General features: G+C 61.1%; 18 protein-coding genes. 8 read left to right on the forward strand and 10 right to left on the reverse strand.

What is annotated here, in order from left to right; all coding sequences use genetic code 11:
- Positions 1 to 19: 19 nt before the first annotated feature.
- The gene (locus ACSQ3I_RS19515) at positions 20 to 550 is read left to right on the forward strand and encodes a GNAT family N-acetyltransferase (protein ID WP_436001656.1); all 531 of its coding nucleotides are present in this window, start codon (positions 20 to 22) and stop codon (positions 548 to 550) included.
- Between the two features lie 19 nt (positions 551 to 569).
- Here ACSQ3I_RS19515 and ACSQ3I_RS19520 read toward each other — a convergent pair whose 3' ends face one another.
- From ACSQ3I_RS19520 to ACSQ3I_RS19550, 7 genes are all read right to left on the reverse strand, one after another.
- Positions 570 to 1,187 (reverse strand): riboflavin synthase, encoded by a 618-nt coding sequence (locus tag ACSQ3I_RS19520; RefSeq protein ID WP_436001657.1) that lies wholly within the window; start codon positions 1,185 to 1,187, stop codon positions 570 to 572.
- Entirely contained in the window at positions 1,187 to 2,296 is a 1,110-nt protein-coding gene (gene ribD / locus ACSQ3I_RS19525) for a bifunctional diaminohydroxyphosphoribosylaminopyrimidine deaminase/5-amino-6-(5-phosphoribosylamino)uracil reductase RibD (RefSeq protein WP_436001658.1), read from the reverse strand. The genes ACSQ3I_RS19520 and ribD overlap by 1 nt, the downstream gene beginning before the upstream one ends.
- Positions 2,297 to 2,300: 4 nt before the next feature.
- Positions 2,301 to 2,780, reverse strand: a complete 480-nt coding sequence (gene nrdR / locus ACSQ3I_RS19530) for a transcriptional regulator NrdR (protein ID WP_436001659.1) — start codon at positions 2,778 to 2,780, stop codon at positions 2,301 to 2,303.
- Positions 2,781 to 2,784: 4 nt separating this feature from the next.
- Positions 2,785 to 4,077, reverse strand: coding sequence for a serine hydroxymethyltransferase (gene glyA / locus ACSQ3I_RS19535; protein ID WP_436001660.1), 1,293 nt, complete (start codon positions 4,075 to 4,077; stop codon positions 2,785 to 2,787).
- A gap of 170 nt (positions 4,078 to 4,247) precedes the next feature.
- Positions 4,248 to 5,582 (reverse strand): L,D-transpeptidase family protein, encoded by a 1,335-nt coding sequence (locus tag ACSQ3I_RS19540; RefSeq protein WP_436001781.1) that lies wholly within the window; start codon positions 5,580 to 5,582, stop codon positions 4,248 to 4,250.
- Between the two features lie 275 nt (positions 5,583 to 5,857).
- Positions 5,858 to 6,373 (reverse strand): transcriptional regulator LdtR, encoded by a 516-nt coding sequence (gene ldtR / locus ACSQ3I_RS19545; RefSeq protein ID WP_109456869.1) that lies wholly within the window; start codon positions 6,371 to 6,373, stop codon positions 5,858 to 5,860.
- A gap of 127 nt (positions 6,374 to 6,500) precedes the next feature.
- A complete protein-coding gene (locus ACSQ3I_RS19550) occupies positions 6,501 to 6,941 on the reverse strand; it encodes a DUF6163 family protein (RefSeq protein ID WP_436001661.1) in 441 nt (146 codons plus the stop codon).
- A gap of 131 nt (positions 6,942 to 7,072) precedes the next feature.
- Between ACSQ3I_RS19550 and hemB the strand changes: the two genes are divergently transcribed.
- The 6 genes from hemB (at position 7,073) to ACSQ3I_RS19580 (ending at position 11,228) form a co-directional block, all read left to right on the forward strand.
- Positions 7,073 to 8,089: a porphobilinogen synthase gene (hemB, locus tag ACSQ3I_RS19555; protein ID WP_436001782.1), complete on the forward strand. Its 1,017-nt coding sequence runs from the start codon at positions 7,073 to 7,075 to the stop codon at positions 8,087 to 8,089.
- Between the two features lie 71 nt (positions 8,090 to 8,160).
- Positions 8,161 to 8,622: an RDD family protein gene (locus ACSQ3I_RS19560; RefSeq protein ID WP_436001662.1), complete on the forward strand. Its 462-nt coding sequence runs from the start codon at positions 8,161 to 8,163 to the stop codon at positions 8,620 to 8,622.
- A gap of 254 nt (positions 8,623 to 8,876) precedes the next feature.
- Positions 8,877 to 9,650 (forward strand): arginyltransferase, encoded by a 774-nt coding sequence (locus ACSQ3I_RS19565; RefSeq protein ID WP_436001663.1) that lies wholly within the window; start codon positions 8,877 to 8,879, stop codon positions 9,648 to 9,650.
- A gap of 2 nt (positions 9,651 to 9,652) precedes the next feature.
- Entirely contained in the window at positions 9,653 to 10,549 is an 897-nt protein-coding gene (locus ACSQ3I_RS19570; protein ID WP_436001664.1) for a DMT family transporter, read from the forward strand.
- 64 nt (positions 10,550 to 10,613) lie between these two features.
- Positions 10,614 to 10,835, forward strand: coding sequence for an AbrB/MazE/SpoVT family DNA-binding domain-containing protein (locus ACSQ3I_RS19575; RefSeq protein ID WP_436001665.1), 222 nt, complete (start codon positions 10,614 to 10,616; stop codon positions 10,833 to 10,835).
- On the forward strand, positions 10,836 to 11,228 hold the full coding sequence (locus ACSQ3I_RS19580; protein ID WP_436001666.1) for a type II toxin-antitoxin system death-on-curing family toxin: 393 nt from the start codon (positions 10,836 to 10,838) through the stop codon (positions 11,226 to 11,228). It abuts the gene before it with no gap.
- 21 nt (positions 11,229 to 11,249) lie between these two features.
- On the opposite strand, the gene parC is transcribed toward ACSQ3I_RS19580, so the two are convergent.
- Positions 11,250 to 13,502 carry a DNA topoisomerase IV subunit A gene (parC, locus tag ACSQ3I_RS19585; protein WP_436001667.1) on the reverse strand — a complete coding sequence of 751 codons (2,253 nt, stop codon included), beginning with the start codon at positions 13,500 to 13,502 and terminating at the stop codon, positions 11,250 to 11,252.
- 335 nt (positions 13,503 to 13,837) lie between these two features.
- Between parC and ACSQ3I_RS19590 the strand changes: the two genes are divergently transcribed.
- Positions 13,838 to 15,034: a hypothetical protein gene (locus tag ACSQ3I_RS19590; RefSeq protein ID WP_436001668.1), complete on the forward strand. Its 1,197-nt coding sequence runs from the start codon at positions 13,838 to 13,840 to the stop codon at positions 15,032 to 15,034.
- A 180-nt stretch (positions 15,035 to 15,214) separates the two neighbouring features.
- Here ACSQ3I_RS19590 and ACSQ3I_RS19595 read toward each other — a convergent pair whose 3' ends face one another.
- Positions 15,215 to 15,541: a DUF1236 domain-containing protein gene (locus tag ACSQ3I_RS19595; RefSeq protein WP_436001669.1), complete on the reverse strand. Its 327-nt coding sequence runs from the start codon at positions 15,539 to 15,541 to the stop codon at positions 15,215 to 15,217.
- A 78-nt stretch (positions 15,542 to 15,619) separates the two neighbouring features.
- Positions 15,620 to 17,071: a cell envelope integrity protein CreD gene (creD, locus tag ACSQ3I_RS19600; protein WP_436001670.1), complete on the reverse strand. Its 1,452-nt coding sequence runs from the start codon at positions 17,069 to 17,071 to the stop codon at positions 15,620 to 15,622.
- Positions 17,072 to 17,088 lie beyond the last annotated feature (17 nt).

Below are 17,088 nucleotides of genomic sequence, written 5' to 3' on the forward strand. Positions count from 1 at the left end.
AGCGGGCAGGACACAATCGATGACGACGATTCCCATGCTGGAAACCGAACGCCTGCTGCTGCGCGGCCATCGGCTCGACGATTTCGAGGCCTACCGGGCGCTCTGGAGCGATGCCGATGTCGTTCGTTACATCACCGGCTCGCCGATGAGCCGCGAACAGGTCTGGGCGCGGCTGATGCGCATCGCCGGCATGTGGCACCACATGGGTTTCGGCTTCTTCGCCATCGAGGAAAAGGCGACCGGCCGCTTCATCGGCGAAGCCGGCTTCCATGATCTGCACCGCGAAATGACGCCGTCCATTGAGGGAACGCTGGAGACCGGCTGGGCGCTGATGCCCGACTGTCACGGCAGGGGCTATGCCACGGAATTGCTGAAAGCCCTGCTGGCGTGGGGCGAGGAGAATTTTCCGGAAAAGCGCATGACCTGCATCATCAGCCCGGAAAACACGGCTTCGATCCGGGTCGCCGGCAAGATGGGTTTTCGAGAGACGACCCGTACCGACTACCACGGAGAAACCATTTTGATGGAACGCAGCGGATCAGCCGTTTGACGAAGGTGACGTTGCCGGCTCAGCCGCGGCTGACCGGGAATTCCGCCAGCCGCGCCGCATACCGGGCCATGGTGTCGACCTCGAAATTGACGAAATCGCCGGCCTTACGCTCGCCCCAGGTGGTAACTTCCAGCGTGTGTCGGATCAAAAGCACGTCGAAATCCGTGCCATCCACGGCATTCACCGTCAGCGACGTACCATCGAGCGCCACCGAGCCCTTCGGCGCCACGAACCGCGCCAGTTGCTCCGGCGCCCGGAGGCGATAACGCGTCGCATCGCCTTCGGCCGTGACGGAAAGGATTTCCGCCTTGCCGTCGATATGGCCGGAAACGATATGGCCGCCGAGTTCGTCGCCGATCTTCAGCGAACGCTCGAGATTGATGTGGCTGCCCACCTTCCATGTGCCGACGGTGGTCAGACGCAGCGCCTCTTCCCAGGCTTCCACCTCGAACCAGCGGCCGTTGTCGCCATCCGCCGGCAGGCCGGTCACGGTGAGGCAGATGCCGGAATGGGAAATCGAGGCCCCCATGTCGATGGTGGCCGGATCGTAATGTGTCGCCACCCGCAGCTTGATGCCTTCCTTCAGCTGCGAAACGCTGTCGATCGTGCCGATATCGGTGACAATTCCGGTAAACATCAAAATTCTCTTTCGTATTCGTCGCAGCGGTCGCCGCCATAAAGGAAGGTGCGGGTGTGAACAAAACCCGTTGGCATATCGGTGGCCGACAGCGGCGATTCAATACCGGCGGCGCCGATTTCACCCGGCCCTTGGTAGAGCAGGATGCGATCGACCAGGTCCGCATCGAGGAAAGCGCGGGCGACCCGTGCTCCGCCTTCGACCATCAGCGAAGAAATGCCACGCGTGGCAAGCGCCGGCAACAGTTGGTCGATCCGTTCGGGGCTGCATTGCAACACTTCGACACCGGCGGCAACCAGCGCGTCCCGTCGCGCCTGGAAAGCCTGGTCGGGATCGTCGTCGAGCGAAGGCGGTTCACCGGCGACGGCGATCACCGGCACATGACCGGCAGTGCGGACGAGCTTGCTCGTGACCGGCAGTTCCAGCCGCCGGTCGAAGACGATCCGGAGCGGCGAGCGCTGTTCGAGGCCGGGCAGCCGGCAGGTCAGTTCCGGATCGTCGGCAATCGCCGTACCAGAACCGACGAGGATGGCATCGGCTTCCGCCCTCAAGGCGTGAACCTGCGCCCGCGAAATCGGCCCGGTGATCGCCACCTGGCCCGAGCCGAGGTGACCGATCTTGCCATCGGCAGAAACAGCAAGCTTGAGAATCACATAGGGCCGCTTCTTCGTCTGACGTGTCAGATAAGCGGCAAGCGCCGACCGGCTTTCGGCCTCCAGCACACCGGCATCGACGACAATGCCTGCGGCTCGCAACATCTCGACGCCGCGGCCGGAGACACGTTCATCCGGATCGGTGACGGCAATGACGACACGGGCGACGCCGGAGGCGATCAGCGCCTCGGCGCAGGGCGGCGTCTTGCCGTGGTGCGAACAGGGTTCGAGCGTGACATAGGCCGTTGCTCCCCTCGCCTGTTCCCCGGCTTCGGCAAGCGCCTGCGGTTCTGCGTGCGGGCGACCGCCGATAGCGGTCACGCCACGACCAACGATCACGCCGTCCTTGACGACAAGGCAGCCGACGGAGGGATTGGTGGAGGTCTTGCCGGTGTTCCAGCGCGACAGGCGGATGGCTGCCGCCATGAACCGCCGGTCGTCCGCCTCGTCCACCATGAGCTTACGCGTCCGAGCCGGAATCGCGGCCAATCTTGGCGTTGATCTCGTTGATCACCTTCTCAAAATCCTCGGCATGCGAAAAATCGCGGTAGACCGAGGCGTAACGCACGAAGGCAACGTCATCGAGGCTCTTCAGCGCTTCCAGCACCTGCAGGCCGATTTCTTCGGAGGTGATGTCCGTTTCGCCGGAGCTTTCCAGCCGCCGGGCGATGCCGGAGACGGCCCGTTCGATACGGTCGGCATCGACAGGCCGCTTGCGCAGCGCGATCTGGAAAGACCGCACCAGTTTGTTGCGATCGAACGGCTGCTTGCGGCCGGTCTTCTTGACCACCGTCAGCTCGCGCAGCTGCACCCGTTCGAAGGTGGTGAACCGCCCGCCGCAATCCGGACAGATGCGCCGGCGGCGGATGGACGTTCCATCCTCCGCCGGGCGGCTATCCTTGACCTGGGTATCTTCCGAACCGCAGTAGGGGCAACGCATGGGATCAGCCCATATAGCCGTACATCGGGAAACGGTCGGTCAGCTTGACGACCTTTTCACGTACGCCAGCTTCAACGGCCGCATTGCCCTCGTCGGAATTGGCGACCTTCAGGCCATCGAGCACTTCGATGATCAGGTTGCCGATTTCCTTGAACTCGGCTTCCTTGAAACCGCGCGTCGTGCCGGCCGGCGTGCCGAGACGGACACCGGAGGTGACGAAGGGCTTTTCCGGATCGAAGGGAATGCCGTTCTTGTTGCAGGTGATGTAGGCGCGGCCAAGTGCTGCCTCGGCGCGCTTGCCGGTAGCGTTCTTCTTGCGCAGGTCGACCAGCATCAGGTGGTTGTCGGTGCCGCCCGAAACGACATCGACGCCGCCGGCGACCAGCGTTTCGGAGAGCGCCTTGGCGTTCTTGACGATCTGCGCAGCATAATCCTTGAAGGACGGCTGCAGCGCTTCACCGAGCGCGACCGCCTTGGCAGCGATGACGTGCATCAGCGGGCCGCCCTGCAGGCCGGGGAAGACGGCGGAATTGAACTTCTTCGCCAGATCCTCGTCGTTGGTGAGGATCATGCCGCCGCGCGGGCCACGCAGCGACTTGTGGGTCGTGGTCGTTGCGACGTGGCAATGCGGGAACGGCGACGGATGCTGGTCACCGGCGACAAGACCGGCAATGTGGGCCATGTCGACCATCAGGTAGGCGCCGACGCTGTCGGCGATCTCGCGGAACCGCTTCCAGTCCCAGATACGCGAATAGGCGGTGCCGCCGGCGATGATCAGCTTCGGCTTGTGTTCTTCCGCCTTGCGGGCAACTTCGTCCATGTCGAGCAGATTGTCGCCTTCGCGTACGCCGTAGGAAACGACGTTGAACCACTTGCCGGACATGTTGACCGGCGAACCATGCGTCAGGTGACCGCCCGAGTTCAGGTCGAGGCCCATGAAGGTATCGCCCGGCTGAAGCAGCGCCAGGAATACGGCCTGGTTCATCTGCGAACCGGAATTCGGCTGGACGTTGGCGAAGTTGACGCCGAACAGCTTCTTGGCACGCTCGATGGCAAGTTCTTCGGCGATATCGACGAACTGGCAACCGCCGTAATAACGCTTGCCCGGATAACCCTCGGCATACTTGTTCGTCATGATCGAACCCTGCGCTTCGAGCACGGCGCGCGACACGATGTTTTCCGAGGCGATAAGCTCGATCTCGTGGCGCTGGCGGCCGAGTTCCTTCTCGATCGCACCGAAAATATCCGGATCGGATTCGGCAAGCGGACGGGTGAAGAAGGCTTCGGTGTTCGTCATTTTCGGATGGCTCCCTGAACTGGAATGGCGCGCTTGGGTCTTAGCGGGATGCCGCACCGAGAGCAATACGACTAGCGACATTTGCTGCGCAAACTACGGTGAAGAGCATAGAAACGCAAAAGGCCGGGCGGAAAACCGGCCCGGCCTCAGGTTTATTCAGAAAGCGCTGCTTATTGCGGCAGTACGTCTTCATCCGGCGAGAAGGAACCGGCCGGCTGCTCCATGCCGGCAGTGGTCTGCAGCGCCAGTTCCTCGGCACCGTCCATGCCGTAGATGTCGTCGCGGAACTGCACGACACGGTCGCTCGCCGACCAGGCCGAAATATAGACGAAATAGACCGGCAGTTCTTCGGCCAGCTTGATCGGCGTGTTGACGCGGGCGTTGATCACCTTCTCGATCTGCTGGCGCGGCCAGCCGGGCGTCTCCTGCAGGATCCAGCTGATCAGGTCGCGAACGTTCTGCACGCGGACGCAGCCGGAGGATTCGAAACGCATCAGCTTGTTGAACAGGCCCTGCTGCGGCGTATCGTGCATATATTCGTTGTTGGGATTGTGGAAATTGATCTTGGTCGACGCCATGGCGTTGATCTTGCCCGGATCCTGGCGGAACATCAGGTTCGGCGCCTTGGCGGCGTTCCAGTCGACGCTTTCCGGCGCCACTTCGGTGCCTTGCCCGTCGAACAGGCGGATGTTGTTGCGTGTCAGATAGGTCGGATCCTTGCGCATCAGCGGCACGATGTCCTTTTCGACGATCGAGCGCGGCGCGGTCCAGTACGGGTTGAGGATGACCTCGTAGATCTTCGAATTGAGGATGTGTGTCGGGCGGCTGGCGCGGCCGACAACGGCGGTGTGGCGAAGCGCCACGCGGCTATCCTGAACGGCTTCGATATAAGCGGCCGGAATATTGACCATCACGTAGCGGCGGCCGAGGTCGCCCGACATGGTCTGAAGACGGATCAGGTTGGTATTGAGCTGTGCCAGGCGTGTCGTCGCCGGCACGTTGAGAGCCTTCAGCGTGTATTCACCGATGACACCGTCTGCCGGCAGGCCGTGGCGCGCCTGGAAACGCTTCACTGCACCATCGACGTAGGAATCGAACGCATTCGAAACGCCGGCCGTACGCGACAGGTCCCCGGAAACCATCAGGCGCTGGCGCAACGACTGGACGCCGGCATCCGAAACGCCGAGTTGGAGCTTTGCGCCGCCGGCATTGACCTGCGGCCAGCCGCCATTGGAAACAATCGCCTGATAGTCGTAGATCGCCTGCTGGGCATTCGGCACGGCGCCGGTGCCGAGGATCGGGTTGTTGGAGACGATGGCCGTTGCCGAGCGCGATGCCTTGGCATCGAACTGGTCGTCCCAGTTGCCGCGCCGCGGCGCATTGATCAGATCATCGACAGCCGACTGCGCGAACACCGGGGCCGCAAGCGCCGCGGCGCCAGCCGTTGCCGCCGAACGGAGAAAAGCCCGGCGTGAAAAAGCTGCAAGTTCGGTTTTTTTCGACATCATCCCTACCATCGTCCTCGCAAAGGCAATAATATTCATGCCTTATCATTGCTATGGTTAACAAACGGCCACCGGCTCGCCGCCGCTACAGATCGACCGTTTCCATGTGGTGATTCCCGGCGCATAGATGGCGCCGTATTCCATTGAAGCGGCTCACATATCAATATGGCCAATTCGTGTCACCGGGGCTTTCATCACGCCGGCGTGTCCGCAGACACGGTAAAACCGGAGGCGTTTCCGCCCCCGGTTTTCGGTATAACTCAGGTCGTTCCGACTTAGAGGCGATACATGATCGTATCGTTCCAGAAGCGGTCCAGCCGCTGCAGCAGCTTGTTCATCTGGGTGAATTCGTCGTTGCCGATGCCGCCGACCTTCTGGATCGAGCCGATGTGGCGATCGTAGAGCTTGGCGACGGTTTCGGCGATCTCCTGGCCGGCATCCGTCAGGCTGATGCGGACCGAACGACGGTCGATGCGCGAGCGCTGATGGTTGATGAAGCCGAGATCAACGAGTTTTTTCACATTATAGGATACGTTGGAGCCGAGGTAATAACCACGGGAGCGCAGTTCGCCGGCCGTGAGCTCGGAATTGCCGATGTTGAAGAGGAGAAGCGCCTGAACGGCATTGACGTCGTCGCGTCCCTGACGGTCGAATTCGTCCTTGATGACATCGAGAAGACGGCGGTGCAGGCGTTCGACGAGATGCAGCGATTCCATGTAGAGGGAACGGATTGCATCTTCCTGCGGATCGGCAACGGGCGCCGCGACTTGCGGTTTCATTTTGGTATTCATTGGACTGCCTCACTGTTTTGTTTGGCGGTGTTTGTTTTTCCCGCCTTGAGAGACACCCTATCGAATACGCCTAAAATTCTACTTAAAACGCAGCCTTAACAGGGCCTTACTATTTCACGACCCTGTCTCAGGGTAAATCAACTCCTACCAGGCGCTGTTCCTCCTGCCGCCGCTGCAGCCAAAGCGCGATGCGGAAGGTCGCATAAAGGAAGATGACGATGCAGTGCAGGATCGGCACGATGATGTTGCGGCCGAAGGTCTCCGGCCAGACCAGAAACATCAGCAACTGGCTGCCGGCTGCCGCCATCCAGATAACCGGCCCCCAGGACACCGTCAGCCAGAGACCGAGAGCGGCGACCGGGAAGATCACCGCCAGCGCCGCCGCCGCGACCTTCCAGGGAAGATTGAGAAGATCGAAACGCCCCTGCCCGCCCAGCGAATAGCCGACCAGCATCGCCCAGTACTGCAGACCGAACCAGAAGCAGGAGAGCGCGATCAGCCGGAGGAAGATCACGAAAAGCAGCTGTGTCAGCGTGCGGCGCGGCACGGTCTGGGAATCACGGGTCATGGCGCGCAGCATACGTCGCCGCGGCCATTTGTCACCAGCGGGATGTTGGGTTGCGCGGCGATCGCCTGTATACAACGGACAAGGTGCGTTGTACGCGGGCGCACCGGTTGGAAATGGAGATGAGGACGATCATGCAAGACAAGACCCATCTGGTCGACGAGATTACCGGCCATCGGCGCATGCGCCGCAACCGCAAGGCGGACTGGACGCGGCGGATGGTGCAGGAAAACCGACTGACGGTGGACGATCTCATCTGGCCGATCTTCCTTGTTCCCGGCAGCGGCATCGTCGATCCGATCCCGGCCATGCCGGGCGTCAACCGCATGAGCATCGACAAAGCCGTCGAGGCCGTGAAGGAAGCCGCCGATCTCGGCATTCCGGCCATTGCCACCTTCCCGAACATCGAGATGAACCTGCGCGACGAGACCGGTTCGCACAGCCTGGTTGCCGATAACCTGATCAACCAGGCGACGGCGGCGATCAAGAAGGCGGTTCCCAACATCGGCGTCATTACTGATGCGGCGCTCGATCCCTTCACCAGCCACGGCCACGACGGCATCCTGCGCGGCGGCGAGATCGTCAACGACGAAACGGTCGATCAGGTGGTGCGTGTTGCCATCATGCAGGCCGATGCCGGCGCCGACATCATCTCGCCGTCCGAGATGATGGATGGGCGCATCGGCGCGATCCGGCGCGGGCTGGATGCAGCCGGGCACCAGAATGTCGGCATCATGTCTTATGCCACGAAATTCTCCTCCGGCTTCTACGGCCCCTACCGCGAAGCGATCTGTACCGGCGGGCTGCTGAAGGGCGACAAGAACAGCTACTACATCAGCCCCGCCAACGGCACGGAAGCCATGCGCGATGCGGCCCTCGACGTGGAAGAAGGCGCCGACATGCTGATGGTCAAGCCGGGCCTCGCCTATCTCGACATCTGTTGGCGGCTCAAGGAGGCATACGGGTTACCAACCTACGCCTATCAGGTCTCCGGCGAATACACCCAGATCAAGGCGGCGGCCATGAACGGCTGGATCGACGGCGAGCGGGTGATGATGGAAACGCTGCTCTGTTTCAAGCGCGCCGGCTGCGACGGCATTCTCAGCTACTTCGCCGTCGAGGCGGCGAAAATATTGGCCAGGCGCGCCTGACACCGAATGAGCAGACATTGTTTTCGATGAACCACACCCCACATAGGGTGAAGGACCAACGGAGCACGACGATGAGCATCAACCCCAACCCGCTTTCCGCAGCACCGGACGACTGGCGCGCCTATAGCGGCGTGCTGTCCCGTCGTGTGGTTGCCTTTGTCATCGACTATGCGCTGGTCTTGCTGTTGTGCATTCCGGCGGCAGTGCTGGTGTTCTTCATCGGCGTCTTTACCCTCGGCCTCGGCTTCTATCTGTATCCGCTGCTGTTCTTCATCGTTGCCGGCCTGTATTTCGGCCTGACTGTGGGCGGACGGGCGCAGGCATCGCCCGGCATGCGTGCCGTCGGCCTTGCCATGGTCAGGCTCGACGGCCAGCCGATCGATTTCCTGACGGCGATCATCCATATCGTGCTGTTCTGGATTCTCAATTCGGTGCTGACGCCGCTGATCCTGCTTGCCGGCCTGTTCATCGAACGCAGCCGCCTGGTCCACGACCTGCTCTTGGGCACGGCTGTCATCCGCACGGGTTACTGAAAAAGGACGTGGCCTTTATCCGAGCCGCAAGATAGGCGGGTGATTCGTCATACGAAACGATGCATCACCTGCCGAAAATATCGTTCCACACCCGAAATTCGGTCCGTTCTCAAGGGGATAGGCCAAAAATATGAGGGCAAGGCGCAGTTTTTCCGTCCCGATATGGCCATCGTGACGGCGTAAGGTTGACGTTTTTTAATCTTACGCCATGGTAGGATCGCCATCGACGTGAAAAGGGATTGAACTCCGCCGCAATGAATACACAGGCCGCACCTTCACCGCAGTTCTATCTGACGGCTCCTGCTGCCTGTCCTTATTTGCCAAACGAGATGGAACGCAAGGTGTTCACCCATCTCGTCGGGTCGCGGGCGCCGGAGATGAACGACCTGCTCACCCAGGGCGGTTTCCGCCGGTCTCAGAACATCGCCTATCGTCCCGCCTGCGAAGCCTGCCGCTCCTGCATTTCCGTGCGCATCATCGCCGGCGAATTCGAACCGACGCGCTCGATGCGGCGGGTGATGGCCGCCAACGAAGACATCATCTCGACGGAATATCCGGCTCAGCCATCGACCGAGCAATATTCGCTCTTCCGCCATTATCTCGACCATCGCCATCAGCGCGGTGGCATGTCCGACATGTCGGCGCTCGATTATGCGATCATGGTCGAGGATACCCACGTCAATACCCGGATCATCGAGTACCGCATTCGCGAGGAAGGCGCTGGCCTGCGCCGCAATCCGCGCGGGGAGCTGATCGCCGCGGCCCTCACCGACATGATGAGCGACGGGCTTTCCATGGTCTATTCCTATTTCAATCCCGACCTTGAGAAGCGGTCGCTGGGCACCTTGATGATCCTCGACCATATCCGCCGGACAAAGCAGCTCGGCCTGCCGCATGTCTATCTCGGCTACTGGGTGCGCGGTTCGCGGAAGATGGACTACAAGACCCGCTTCCTGCCGCAGGAACACCTGATGGCCCGCGGCTGGGAACGTTTTACGCCGGCCGACGGCGACGTCCAGAACGATTGATCATGCCCTTCCCGAAAATGTCGAGCCACACCAAAGGCCTTGTTCTGACCACCATCGGCGGGCTGGCCCTGTCGCTCGACGTGCCGCTGGTACGGCTCGGCAACGGCGACGTCTGGTCGGTGATCACGCTTCGCAGCCTGACGACGGTTGCCGCGACCTTTGTCCTGTGGTTCCTGGTGCGTCACTTCACGACGGCCCGCCCGGCGCTCGTTCCCGGCCGGGCCGCGGCCTTTGCCGCCCTGCTCTATGGCCTGTCGTCGATCGCCTTCCTCGGCGCGGTGTTCAACACCACCACTGCCAACGTCGTGTTCATCGTCGCCTTTACCCCTATGTTCGCCGCCTTGCTCTCCTGGCTTTTCCTGCGCGAGCAACCCAGTATTTCGACGCTGGTGACGATGGCGATCATGATCGTCGGTGTCGGCTTCATCGTCGAAGGCGGGCTTTCCGCCGGCCACTGGCTCGGCGACCTGCTCTCGGCGCTAACCGCGCTGCTGATCGGCGGCGCCATCACCATCGGCCGGGCGACGCAGCGGGACATGGGTTTCGTGCCGCTGATCGCCACCGTCATTCCCGCCGCCTTCGGGCTGCTGATGGTTCTGCCGGGCGGTGACTATCATGTCGCCAACCCCTTCTGGGTCATGCTCGACGGTGGTATCATGCTGCCGCTCGCCTTCTGGTGCCTGGCGACGGGGCCGCGCTACCTGTCGGCTTCGGAAGTCGGCATGTTCTACCTGCTGGAAACGATCCTTGCCCCCATCTGGGTGTGGATGATCTTTTCCGAAGTGCCCGCGCTGCAAAGCCTCGCCGGCGGCGGCATCCTCATCGGTGCGCTGATCGGCTATTCGCTGTGGCAGATGCGCAGCCGCTCGCGCATCCTGGCGACCTCCCATCCTCACTGAACGGCAAGATTGCCGACGGCGCGGATCAATGTTATAACCCTGTTATAACTTGAAGGAATTCGCGATGAACGTCACCATCCGCAAGATCGGCAATTCCGAAGGCGTGATCATTCCAAAAGAAATCCTCGACCGGCTGGGCTTGAAGGCGGGGGATACGCTGGATCTCACGGCGGAGAACGGTGGCCTCCACCTGCGGCCCGTCGAAGAGGACTTCAATCGCCAACTCCAGGCGGCGGAATATTTTATGGAAAAATACAAGGTCGCTCTCAAGAAGCTGGCGGAATGAATGACACCGATCTTTCTTAGTCGCGTCGTCGTCGAACGATTGCACCAGATGCAGATCGAACGTTTCGGCGGCGCCTTTGGCCTGCGTGATGAGGGGATACTGGAATCGGCGCTTGCGCGGCCGATCAACAAGGCCGCCTATGGCTGCGACGATATCATCGAACTCGCAGCAGCCTATCTTTATGGCCTGGCCAAGAACCATGCCTTCATCGATGGCAACAAACGTATTGCCATCGTGGCCGCCGCTGTCTTTCTCATGGAAAACGGCTTTGAGATCGAAACGACAGAGGCAAATCTCTATACCTTCGTTCTCGCCGTAGCCGCCGGGGATATCGACGAGGAAGGAGCCGCACGGTTCCTAAGGGATGTCTCCGTTCCCTACTCACCGCAATAGGCGGGCCTCGTTTCCCGAAGCCTACCCCAAAAACTTCCCGCTACGCGGAAAACCCTTCGGCACGGTGCGCCCGGCGGAAGCACGTTCGGCGAGCCATTCGGCCAGTTCGTCCTTGTTCTTCGTGAACGTCCGGCCGGCGCTGTCTTCCCAAGTCAGGCCCTCGGCGATGGAGAAGCAGCGGATGTCGGAAATACCGCCGTCCTTGTAACGCTGCAGGCGTACGCCCTTGCCGCGCACCATCTCCGGAAGCTGCACGAGTGGGAACACCAGCATCTTGCGGTTTTCGCCGACGACGGCGACGTGATCGCCCGAAACGGTCACGACCAATTTCGCCTCGTCGGGCATGCTGACATTCATGATCTGCTTGCCCTTGCGGGTATTGGCGATCATCTCGCTCTCGGCGACGATGAAGCCGTTACCCGAGGTGGAGGCGAGGATCAGCTTGCGGTTCGGATCGTGGACGAAGGCCGTCAGCACGTCCTGGTCGTTTTCCATGTCGACCATGATACGCAACGGCTCGCCATGGCCACGCCCGCCCGGCAGCTTGTCGGCGCCGAGCGTATAGGCCTTGCCACCGGTGGTGACGAGCAGGATCTTGTCGGTGGTCTGCGCCGGGAACGCCACCTTCAGCGCATCGCCTTCCTTGAAGGTCAGGGCGGACGTATCGGAAATGTGTCCCTTCAGCGCCCGGATCCAGCCCTTTTCCGAAACGACGACGGTCACCGGCTCCTTCTCGATCATCGCCTGCTGGATCGCCTCGACATCGGCGTCCGGCGCGTCGGCGAACTGTGTGCGTCGGCGGCCGAGTTCGGTCGCCTTGGCATACTTCTTCTTGACCTCGCCAATTTCCCAAGCGACCGTCTGCCACTGCTTGTCGTCGGAGGAAAGCAGCGCCTCGATCTCGGCCTTTTCCTTGGTCAGGTTGTCGAATTCGGTGCGGATCTCGAATTCTTCCAGCTTGCGCAAGGAGCGCAGCCGCATGTTGAGGATCGCCTCGACCTGGTTGTCGGTGAGATTGAAGCGGGCAACCATCACCGGCTTCGGCTCATCCTCCTCGCGGATGATGCGGATCACCTCGTCGATATTGAGGTAGGCGATCAGGAAGCCGCCCAGAATCTCCAAACGCCGGTCGATGGCGGCCAGCCGGAAACGCGAACGGCGGACGAGCACCTCCTTGCGGTGCTGCAGCCATTCTGTCAGCACCTCGCCCAAGCCCATCACCTTGGGCACACGACCGAGGGAGAGCACGTTCATGTTGAGCGGCAGGCGGCTCTCCAGTTCCGTCAGACGGAACAGCGATTCCATCAGCAGCGTCGCATCGACCGTCCGGTTCTTCGGCACCAGCACGACGCGGATGTCTTCAGCGGATTCGTCGCGCACATCCTCCAGCAGCGGCAGCTTGCGGGCGATCAGCAGTTCGGCGATCTTTTCGATCAGCCGCGACTTCTGCACCTGGAACGGGATTTCGGTGACGACGATCTGGTAACCGCCGCGGCCAAGATCCTCGGTCTGCCACTTGGCGCGCACGCGAAAACCGCCGCGGCCGGTCTTGTAGGCCTCGACGATGCTGGCATGGCTGTCGATGATGATACCGCCGGTCGGCAGGTCCGGGCCGGGAATGAATTCCACCAGCTTCTCGACGCTGGCATCCGGATGCTTGATCAGGTGCAGCGCCGCATCGCAAAGCTCATGGGCATTGTGCGGCGGGATGGACGTCGCCATGCCGACGGCGATGCCGGAGGCGCCGTTTGCCAAAAGGTTCGGAAAGGCACCGGGCAGAACCACCGGTTCGGAATTCGACTCGTCGTAGGTGTCGCGGAAATCCACCGCATCCTGATCGATGCCTTCGAGCAGAAGTTCGGCGACCGCCGTCATCTTCGATTCGGTGTAACGCATCGCGGCCGGGCTATCGCCGTCGATGTTGCCGAAATTGCCCTGGCCGTTGACCAGCGGATAGCGCAGCGAGAAATCCTGCGCCAGACGCGCCAGCGCATCGTAGATCGCCTGGTCGCCGTGCGGATGGTAGTTACCCATCACTTCGCCGACGATCTTGGCGCATTTGCGGAAAGCGGAGTTCGGCCTGAGCCCCATTTCGCTCATGGCGTAGACGATGCGGCGATGTACCGGCTTCAACCCGTCGCGGACATCCGGCAGGGCGCGATGCATGATGGTCGACAGCGCGTAGGCGAGATAACGCTCCTCGAGCGCCGCCTTCAAGTCGACCGGTACGATGTTGTCGTCGCCATCCGATGGTGGCAAAATATCCTTACCCATGTGACTTGACTAGACGACAAGCCGATTCCCGGCAAGGAATCCAGGGCATCCGCCTGTGGATAGTGCACTGCACAGGCGTCATCGGTGCGTAAAATCCACAAGTTAAAGCAGCTTTTAACCGATGGTTACGTAGGAAACATCGCCACGAAACAGTTTTGTGGCATCTCCCTTTTCGCCGCCACAATGTGCCTTACATTGTGCCCCGTCGCTTTTACCAAAAACAGTTCGGCGCATCGTCTGGTGCTCGAATATCCGCTGAATATAACAACGACCACAAACGTTTATAGACCTGACTGGCTGGCTTCTCGGTCAAATTTCACAAAGAAGGACACGTTATGAAACACCTCCGCACTATTCGCTACGCCTTGACCGCCGCGACCTTCCTGACGCTGAGCGGTTCCGCCTTCGCCCTCGATGGCAACGACCTCGTTGCAAAGCTCAATGCGGCCTTCCAGGGCACCACGCTGCACCCGACCTCGATCAATGTCGATGGCTCGAATGTTACCCTGACGGGTGTCAAGGTTCGTATCCCGAGCCCCGAAGCTGCCGGCGAAGGCGCACCGATCGGCAATATCGTCCTGACCGGCGTCGAAGAAAATGGTGGCGGCTACACGATCGAGAAGGCCGCGTTCGACAACATCAACCTTACCAATGAAGGCGTGACCGTCACCGCTTCCGACATTTCGCTCAGCAACATCACGGTTCCGGCCGATGCCACCAAGGGCACGCTCGACTCGATGATGATGTATGAGGAAGGCCATGTCGGTCCGGTCAGCGTCACCAAGGCCGGCGCCGAACTGTTCTCGCTCGCCAGCACCGATTTCTCCCTGTCGAAGCGCGATGGCGACGCCGGTTTCGACTTCGAAGCAACCGCTGCCGGCCTGAAGGGCGACCTGACCAAGGTCGAAGACCCGCAGGCGAAGGACACGCTGCAGAAGATCGGCCTGACGACGCTGGAAGGCGAAATCAACATGGCCGGCGGCTGGGACGTCAAGACCGGCACGCTCGACGTCACCAATTACAGCTTCGATTTCAAGGACATCGGCAACCTGTCGCTGGCCTTCAGCATCTCCGGCTACACGCTCGAACTCATCAAGTCGATGCAGGACCAGATGAAGGCGATGGAAACCAATCCGAACAAGGAAGAGGCCCAGGCAGCAGCCGGTATGGCGATGATGGGCCTGATGCAGCAGCTCAGCTTCAACAGCGCGTCGGTTTCCTTCGAGGATGCGTCGATCACCAAGCGCCTGCTGGACTATGCCGGCTCGCAGCAGGGTGTCACAGGTGAGCAGATGGCTCAGTCGCTGAAGGCCATGGTTCCGATCATGATCGGCCAGCTGAACATTCCGGAACTGCAGAACTCGGTTACCGAGGCCGTCAACACCTATCTCGACGATCCGAAGAGCCTGACGGTCGCAGCAGCCCCTGAAAAGGCGGTTCCGTTCCCGCAGATCCTCGGCGCCGCCATGGGTGCTCCGAACAGCATCCCGGCCCTGCTTGGCGTGACGGTTTCGGCCAACGACGAAATGTAAGCCTCGCAGAGGCGCATGAACAGCGAGCCCGGCCAAAACCGGGCTCGTTCTGTTTCAGGGGTTCTTACCACTGTCGAGACAAAAGACCCGCACAGGTTTTCCCATGCGGGTCTTTTTTGTTTGGAGCATTTCCGGACGCGAAACCGCTGCGCTCTTTTGCTGGAATTGCTCTACCTGCGTTTATTCCAAAACCTGAATGACCATGCGCGTCTGCGGATTGACGATCACCCGCCTTTCGTTGACGACGCTGTAGGCATAATCGCCGTAACCATCGACCGCGTGGATTTCCACGGTGTCGGGAAGCGGCGAGCCGACCACGACGTCGCCTTCATAGACGACAGATGGCACCTGCTGCTCCATAACGTAGGTGCGGACCTCTCCCGGAAGCACGACGGTGGAATTTGTGACCGTCGGATCGGGTTGCTGGACGATGATGGTGTCCTGGGCGAAAGCCGCTCCGGAAACCATCACCATTGCCGCCGATGCGGCCAGAAAAGTCTTGCGCATGTCCATCTCCTGTTGATGCGTCCCACCCACTAACCGCAGAACGCACCGATTGTTCCCACAGGATCCGGCCACACTTTCCTATTCGGCCGGCAACGGCGTCACCTCCTGCCCCGCCTTCTTGCGATTGCCACCCGTCGACCAGTCGATGTTGCGGGTCGAATACATGGTGGCCGCGATGGTGACGAAGGAGATCAGCGCACCGGCGAGCAGCGCATATTCGTCCTCGCGCAGGATCAGGTACATCACCGCATAGGCGAGCGTCAGAACCAGTCCCAGCAGGATGCCGCTCTTCCAGCTTTCCAGCACCACCGCGACATACGAAGCAATCAGCAGGATCGTCGCCACCGATGCCACCAGATAGGCGATTTCGAAGCCGGTATGTTCCGCAAGCGCCAGCAGCATGATGTAGAAAATGATCAACGCCAGGCCGGTGAGCACATACTGGATCCAATGGACCATGCGGTCGCTCTTCAGCTCGATGATGAACACCGCCAGGAAAACCACGGAGATGAAGGCGATCGCATATTTCAGCGTGCGGCTGACCACCTGGTAGAATTTTACCGGCTCGACCAGATTGACCGTCATCAGGCTATCGCTGAGCGGCAGGTCGGAGCCGAGCACCACCCGGTCGACACCGCGGGCGAGATAGGGGATCGTCCATTTCGCATCGAAACCGGTCTCGGCGATGGTCTTTTCTTCCGGCAGGAAACGTCCCTCGAAGCCGGGGTGGGGCCAGTTGGCGCGGGCCGTCAGCACCGTCGTCTGTCCGGCCGGCGCCACCGCGAAGCTGCTCGATCCGTTAAGCGACAGATCGATGGCGAAATCAAAGCCGCTCGTCAGCTTGTCGGCCGGCGGGATGAAATGAATGCCGGAATCCGGACGGCTGCCGTAGACATAGGCGCCGCTGGTCGCTGTGATCGACTTCATGCCCGGCTGGAAGGATGCCTTCTCGCCACCATCGATGCTGATGGCCGCGTCGGAGCGGATGCCGGAGATATCGCCGATATTCATCACCAGCATGGCACGCTGCATGTCGGGCTGGCCGCCGAGGCCAGCGACGTCTTCCTTAAGCGAGGCGGGAAAACTGCCCGACAGGGTGATCTTGGAATTGTAGACGGGCAGCTTGTAGATCGACAGGCGACGCTCTTCCGTCGTCAGCCCGGCATCTATGTTGAGCTTTTCCGGCATGATCAGCGCCCAGTTGGTGACGCTCTGCCAAACGGTCTTGCCGTCCACGACACTCTGCTGGTTGACGTAGAAAGGAACGGCCAGATAGGGACCGTTGATGGTCTGCGGGCCGCCCCACCCCTGGGCGATGCGGGCGGAGATTTCCGCGGCGCGGCTGGCACGCTCTTCGGTCAGCCCCCAGACCAGCAGCGCCGGCACCAAAAGGGCAAGCGAAATGAAGCCGATCATGAAGAATTTCAGGCCCGGCGAGCGCGACATCGCGGTCAGGGATGGGCGCGGCCCGGCGGCCGGTTGCGGCGCCTCATCCGGCGTATCGGATGCGGAATGCATGTCGTCAGTCACGATAACCCCCTTTGAAA

Source organism: Rhizobium sp. LjRoot30 (genome assembly GCF_964253915.1).
Classification (GTDB): Bacteria; Pseudomonadota; Alphaproteobacteria; order Rhizobiales; family Rhizobiaceae; genus Metarhizobium.

Bases quoted from the DNA above. Each gene is read 5' to 3' on its own strand.
- ACSQ3I_RS19515 (WP_436001656.1), top strand. From the start codon at position 20: ATGACGACGATTCCCATGCTGGAAACCGAACGCCTGCTGCTGCGCGGC.
- ACSQ3I_RS19520 (WP_436001657.1), bottom strand. From the start codon at position 1,187: ATGTTTACCGGAATTGTCACCGATATCGGCACGATCGACAGCGTTTCG.
- ribD (WP_436001658.1), bottom strand. From the start codon at position 2,296: ATGGTGGACGAGGCGGACGACCGGCGGTTCATGGCGGCAGCCATCCGC.
- nrdR (WP_436001659.1), bottom strand. From the start codon at position 2,780: ATGCGTTGCCCCTACTGCGGTTCGGAAGATACCCAGGTCAAGGATAGC.
- glyA (WP_436001660.1), bottom strand. From the start codon at position 4,077: ATGACGAACACCGAAGCCTTCTTCACCCGTCCGCTTGCCGAATCCGAT.
- ACSQ3I_RS19540 (WP_436001781.1), bottom strand. From the start codon at position 5,582: ATGTCGAAAAAAACCGAACTTGCAGCTTTTTCACGCCGGGCTTTTCTC.
- ldtR (WP_109456869.1), bottom strand. From the start codon at position 6,373: ATGAATACCAAAATGAAACCGCAAGTCGCGGCGCCCGTTGCCGATCCG.
- ACSQ3I_RS19550 (WP_436001661.1), bottom strand. From the start codon at position 6,941: ATGACCCGTGATTCCCAGACCGTGCCGCGCCGCACGCTGACACAGCTG.
- hemB (WP_436001782.1), top strand. From the start codon at position 7,073: ATGCAAGACAAGACCCATCTGGTCGACGAGATTACCGGCCATCGGCGC.
- ACSQ3I_RS19560 (WP_436001662.1), top strand. From the start codon at position 8,161: ATGAGCATCAACCCCAACCCGCTTTCCGCAGCACCGGACGACTGGCGC.
- ACSQ3I_RS19565 (WP_436001663.1), top strand. From the start codon at position 8,877: ATGAATACACAGGCCGCACCTTCACCGCAGTTCTATCTGACGGCTCCT.
- ACSQ3I_RS19570 (WP_436001664.1), top strand. From the start codon at position 9,653: ATGCCCTTCCCGAAAATGTCGAGCCACACCAAAGGCCTTGTTCTGACC.
- ACSQ3I_RS19575 (WP_436001665.1), top strand. From the start codon at position 10,614: ATGAACGTCACCATCCGCAAGATCGGCAATTCCGAAGGCGTGATCATT.
- ACSQ3I_RS19580 (WP_436001666.1), top strand. From the start codon at position 10,836: ATGACACCGATCTTTCTTAGTCGCGTCGTCGTCGAACGATTGCACCAG.
- parC (WP_436001667.1), bottom strand. From the start codon at position 13,502: ATGGGTAAGGATATTTTGCCACCATCGGATGGCGACGACAACATCGTA.
- ACSQ3I_RS19590 (WP_436001668.1), top strand. From the start codon at position 13,838: ATGAAACACCTCCGCACTATTCGCTACGCCTTGACCGCCGCGACCTTC.
- ACSQ3I_RS19595 (WP_436001669.1), bottom strand. From the start codon at position 15,541: ATGCGCAAGACTTTTCTGGCCGCATCGGCGGCAATGGTGATGGTTTCC.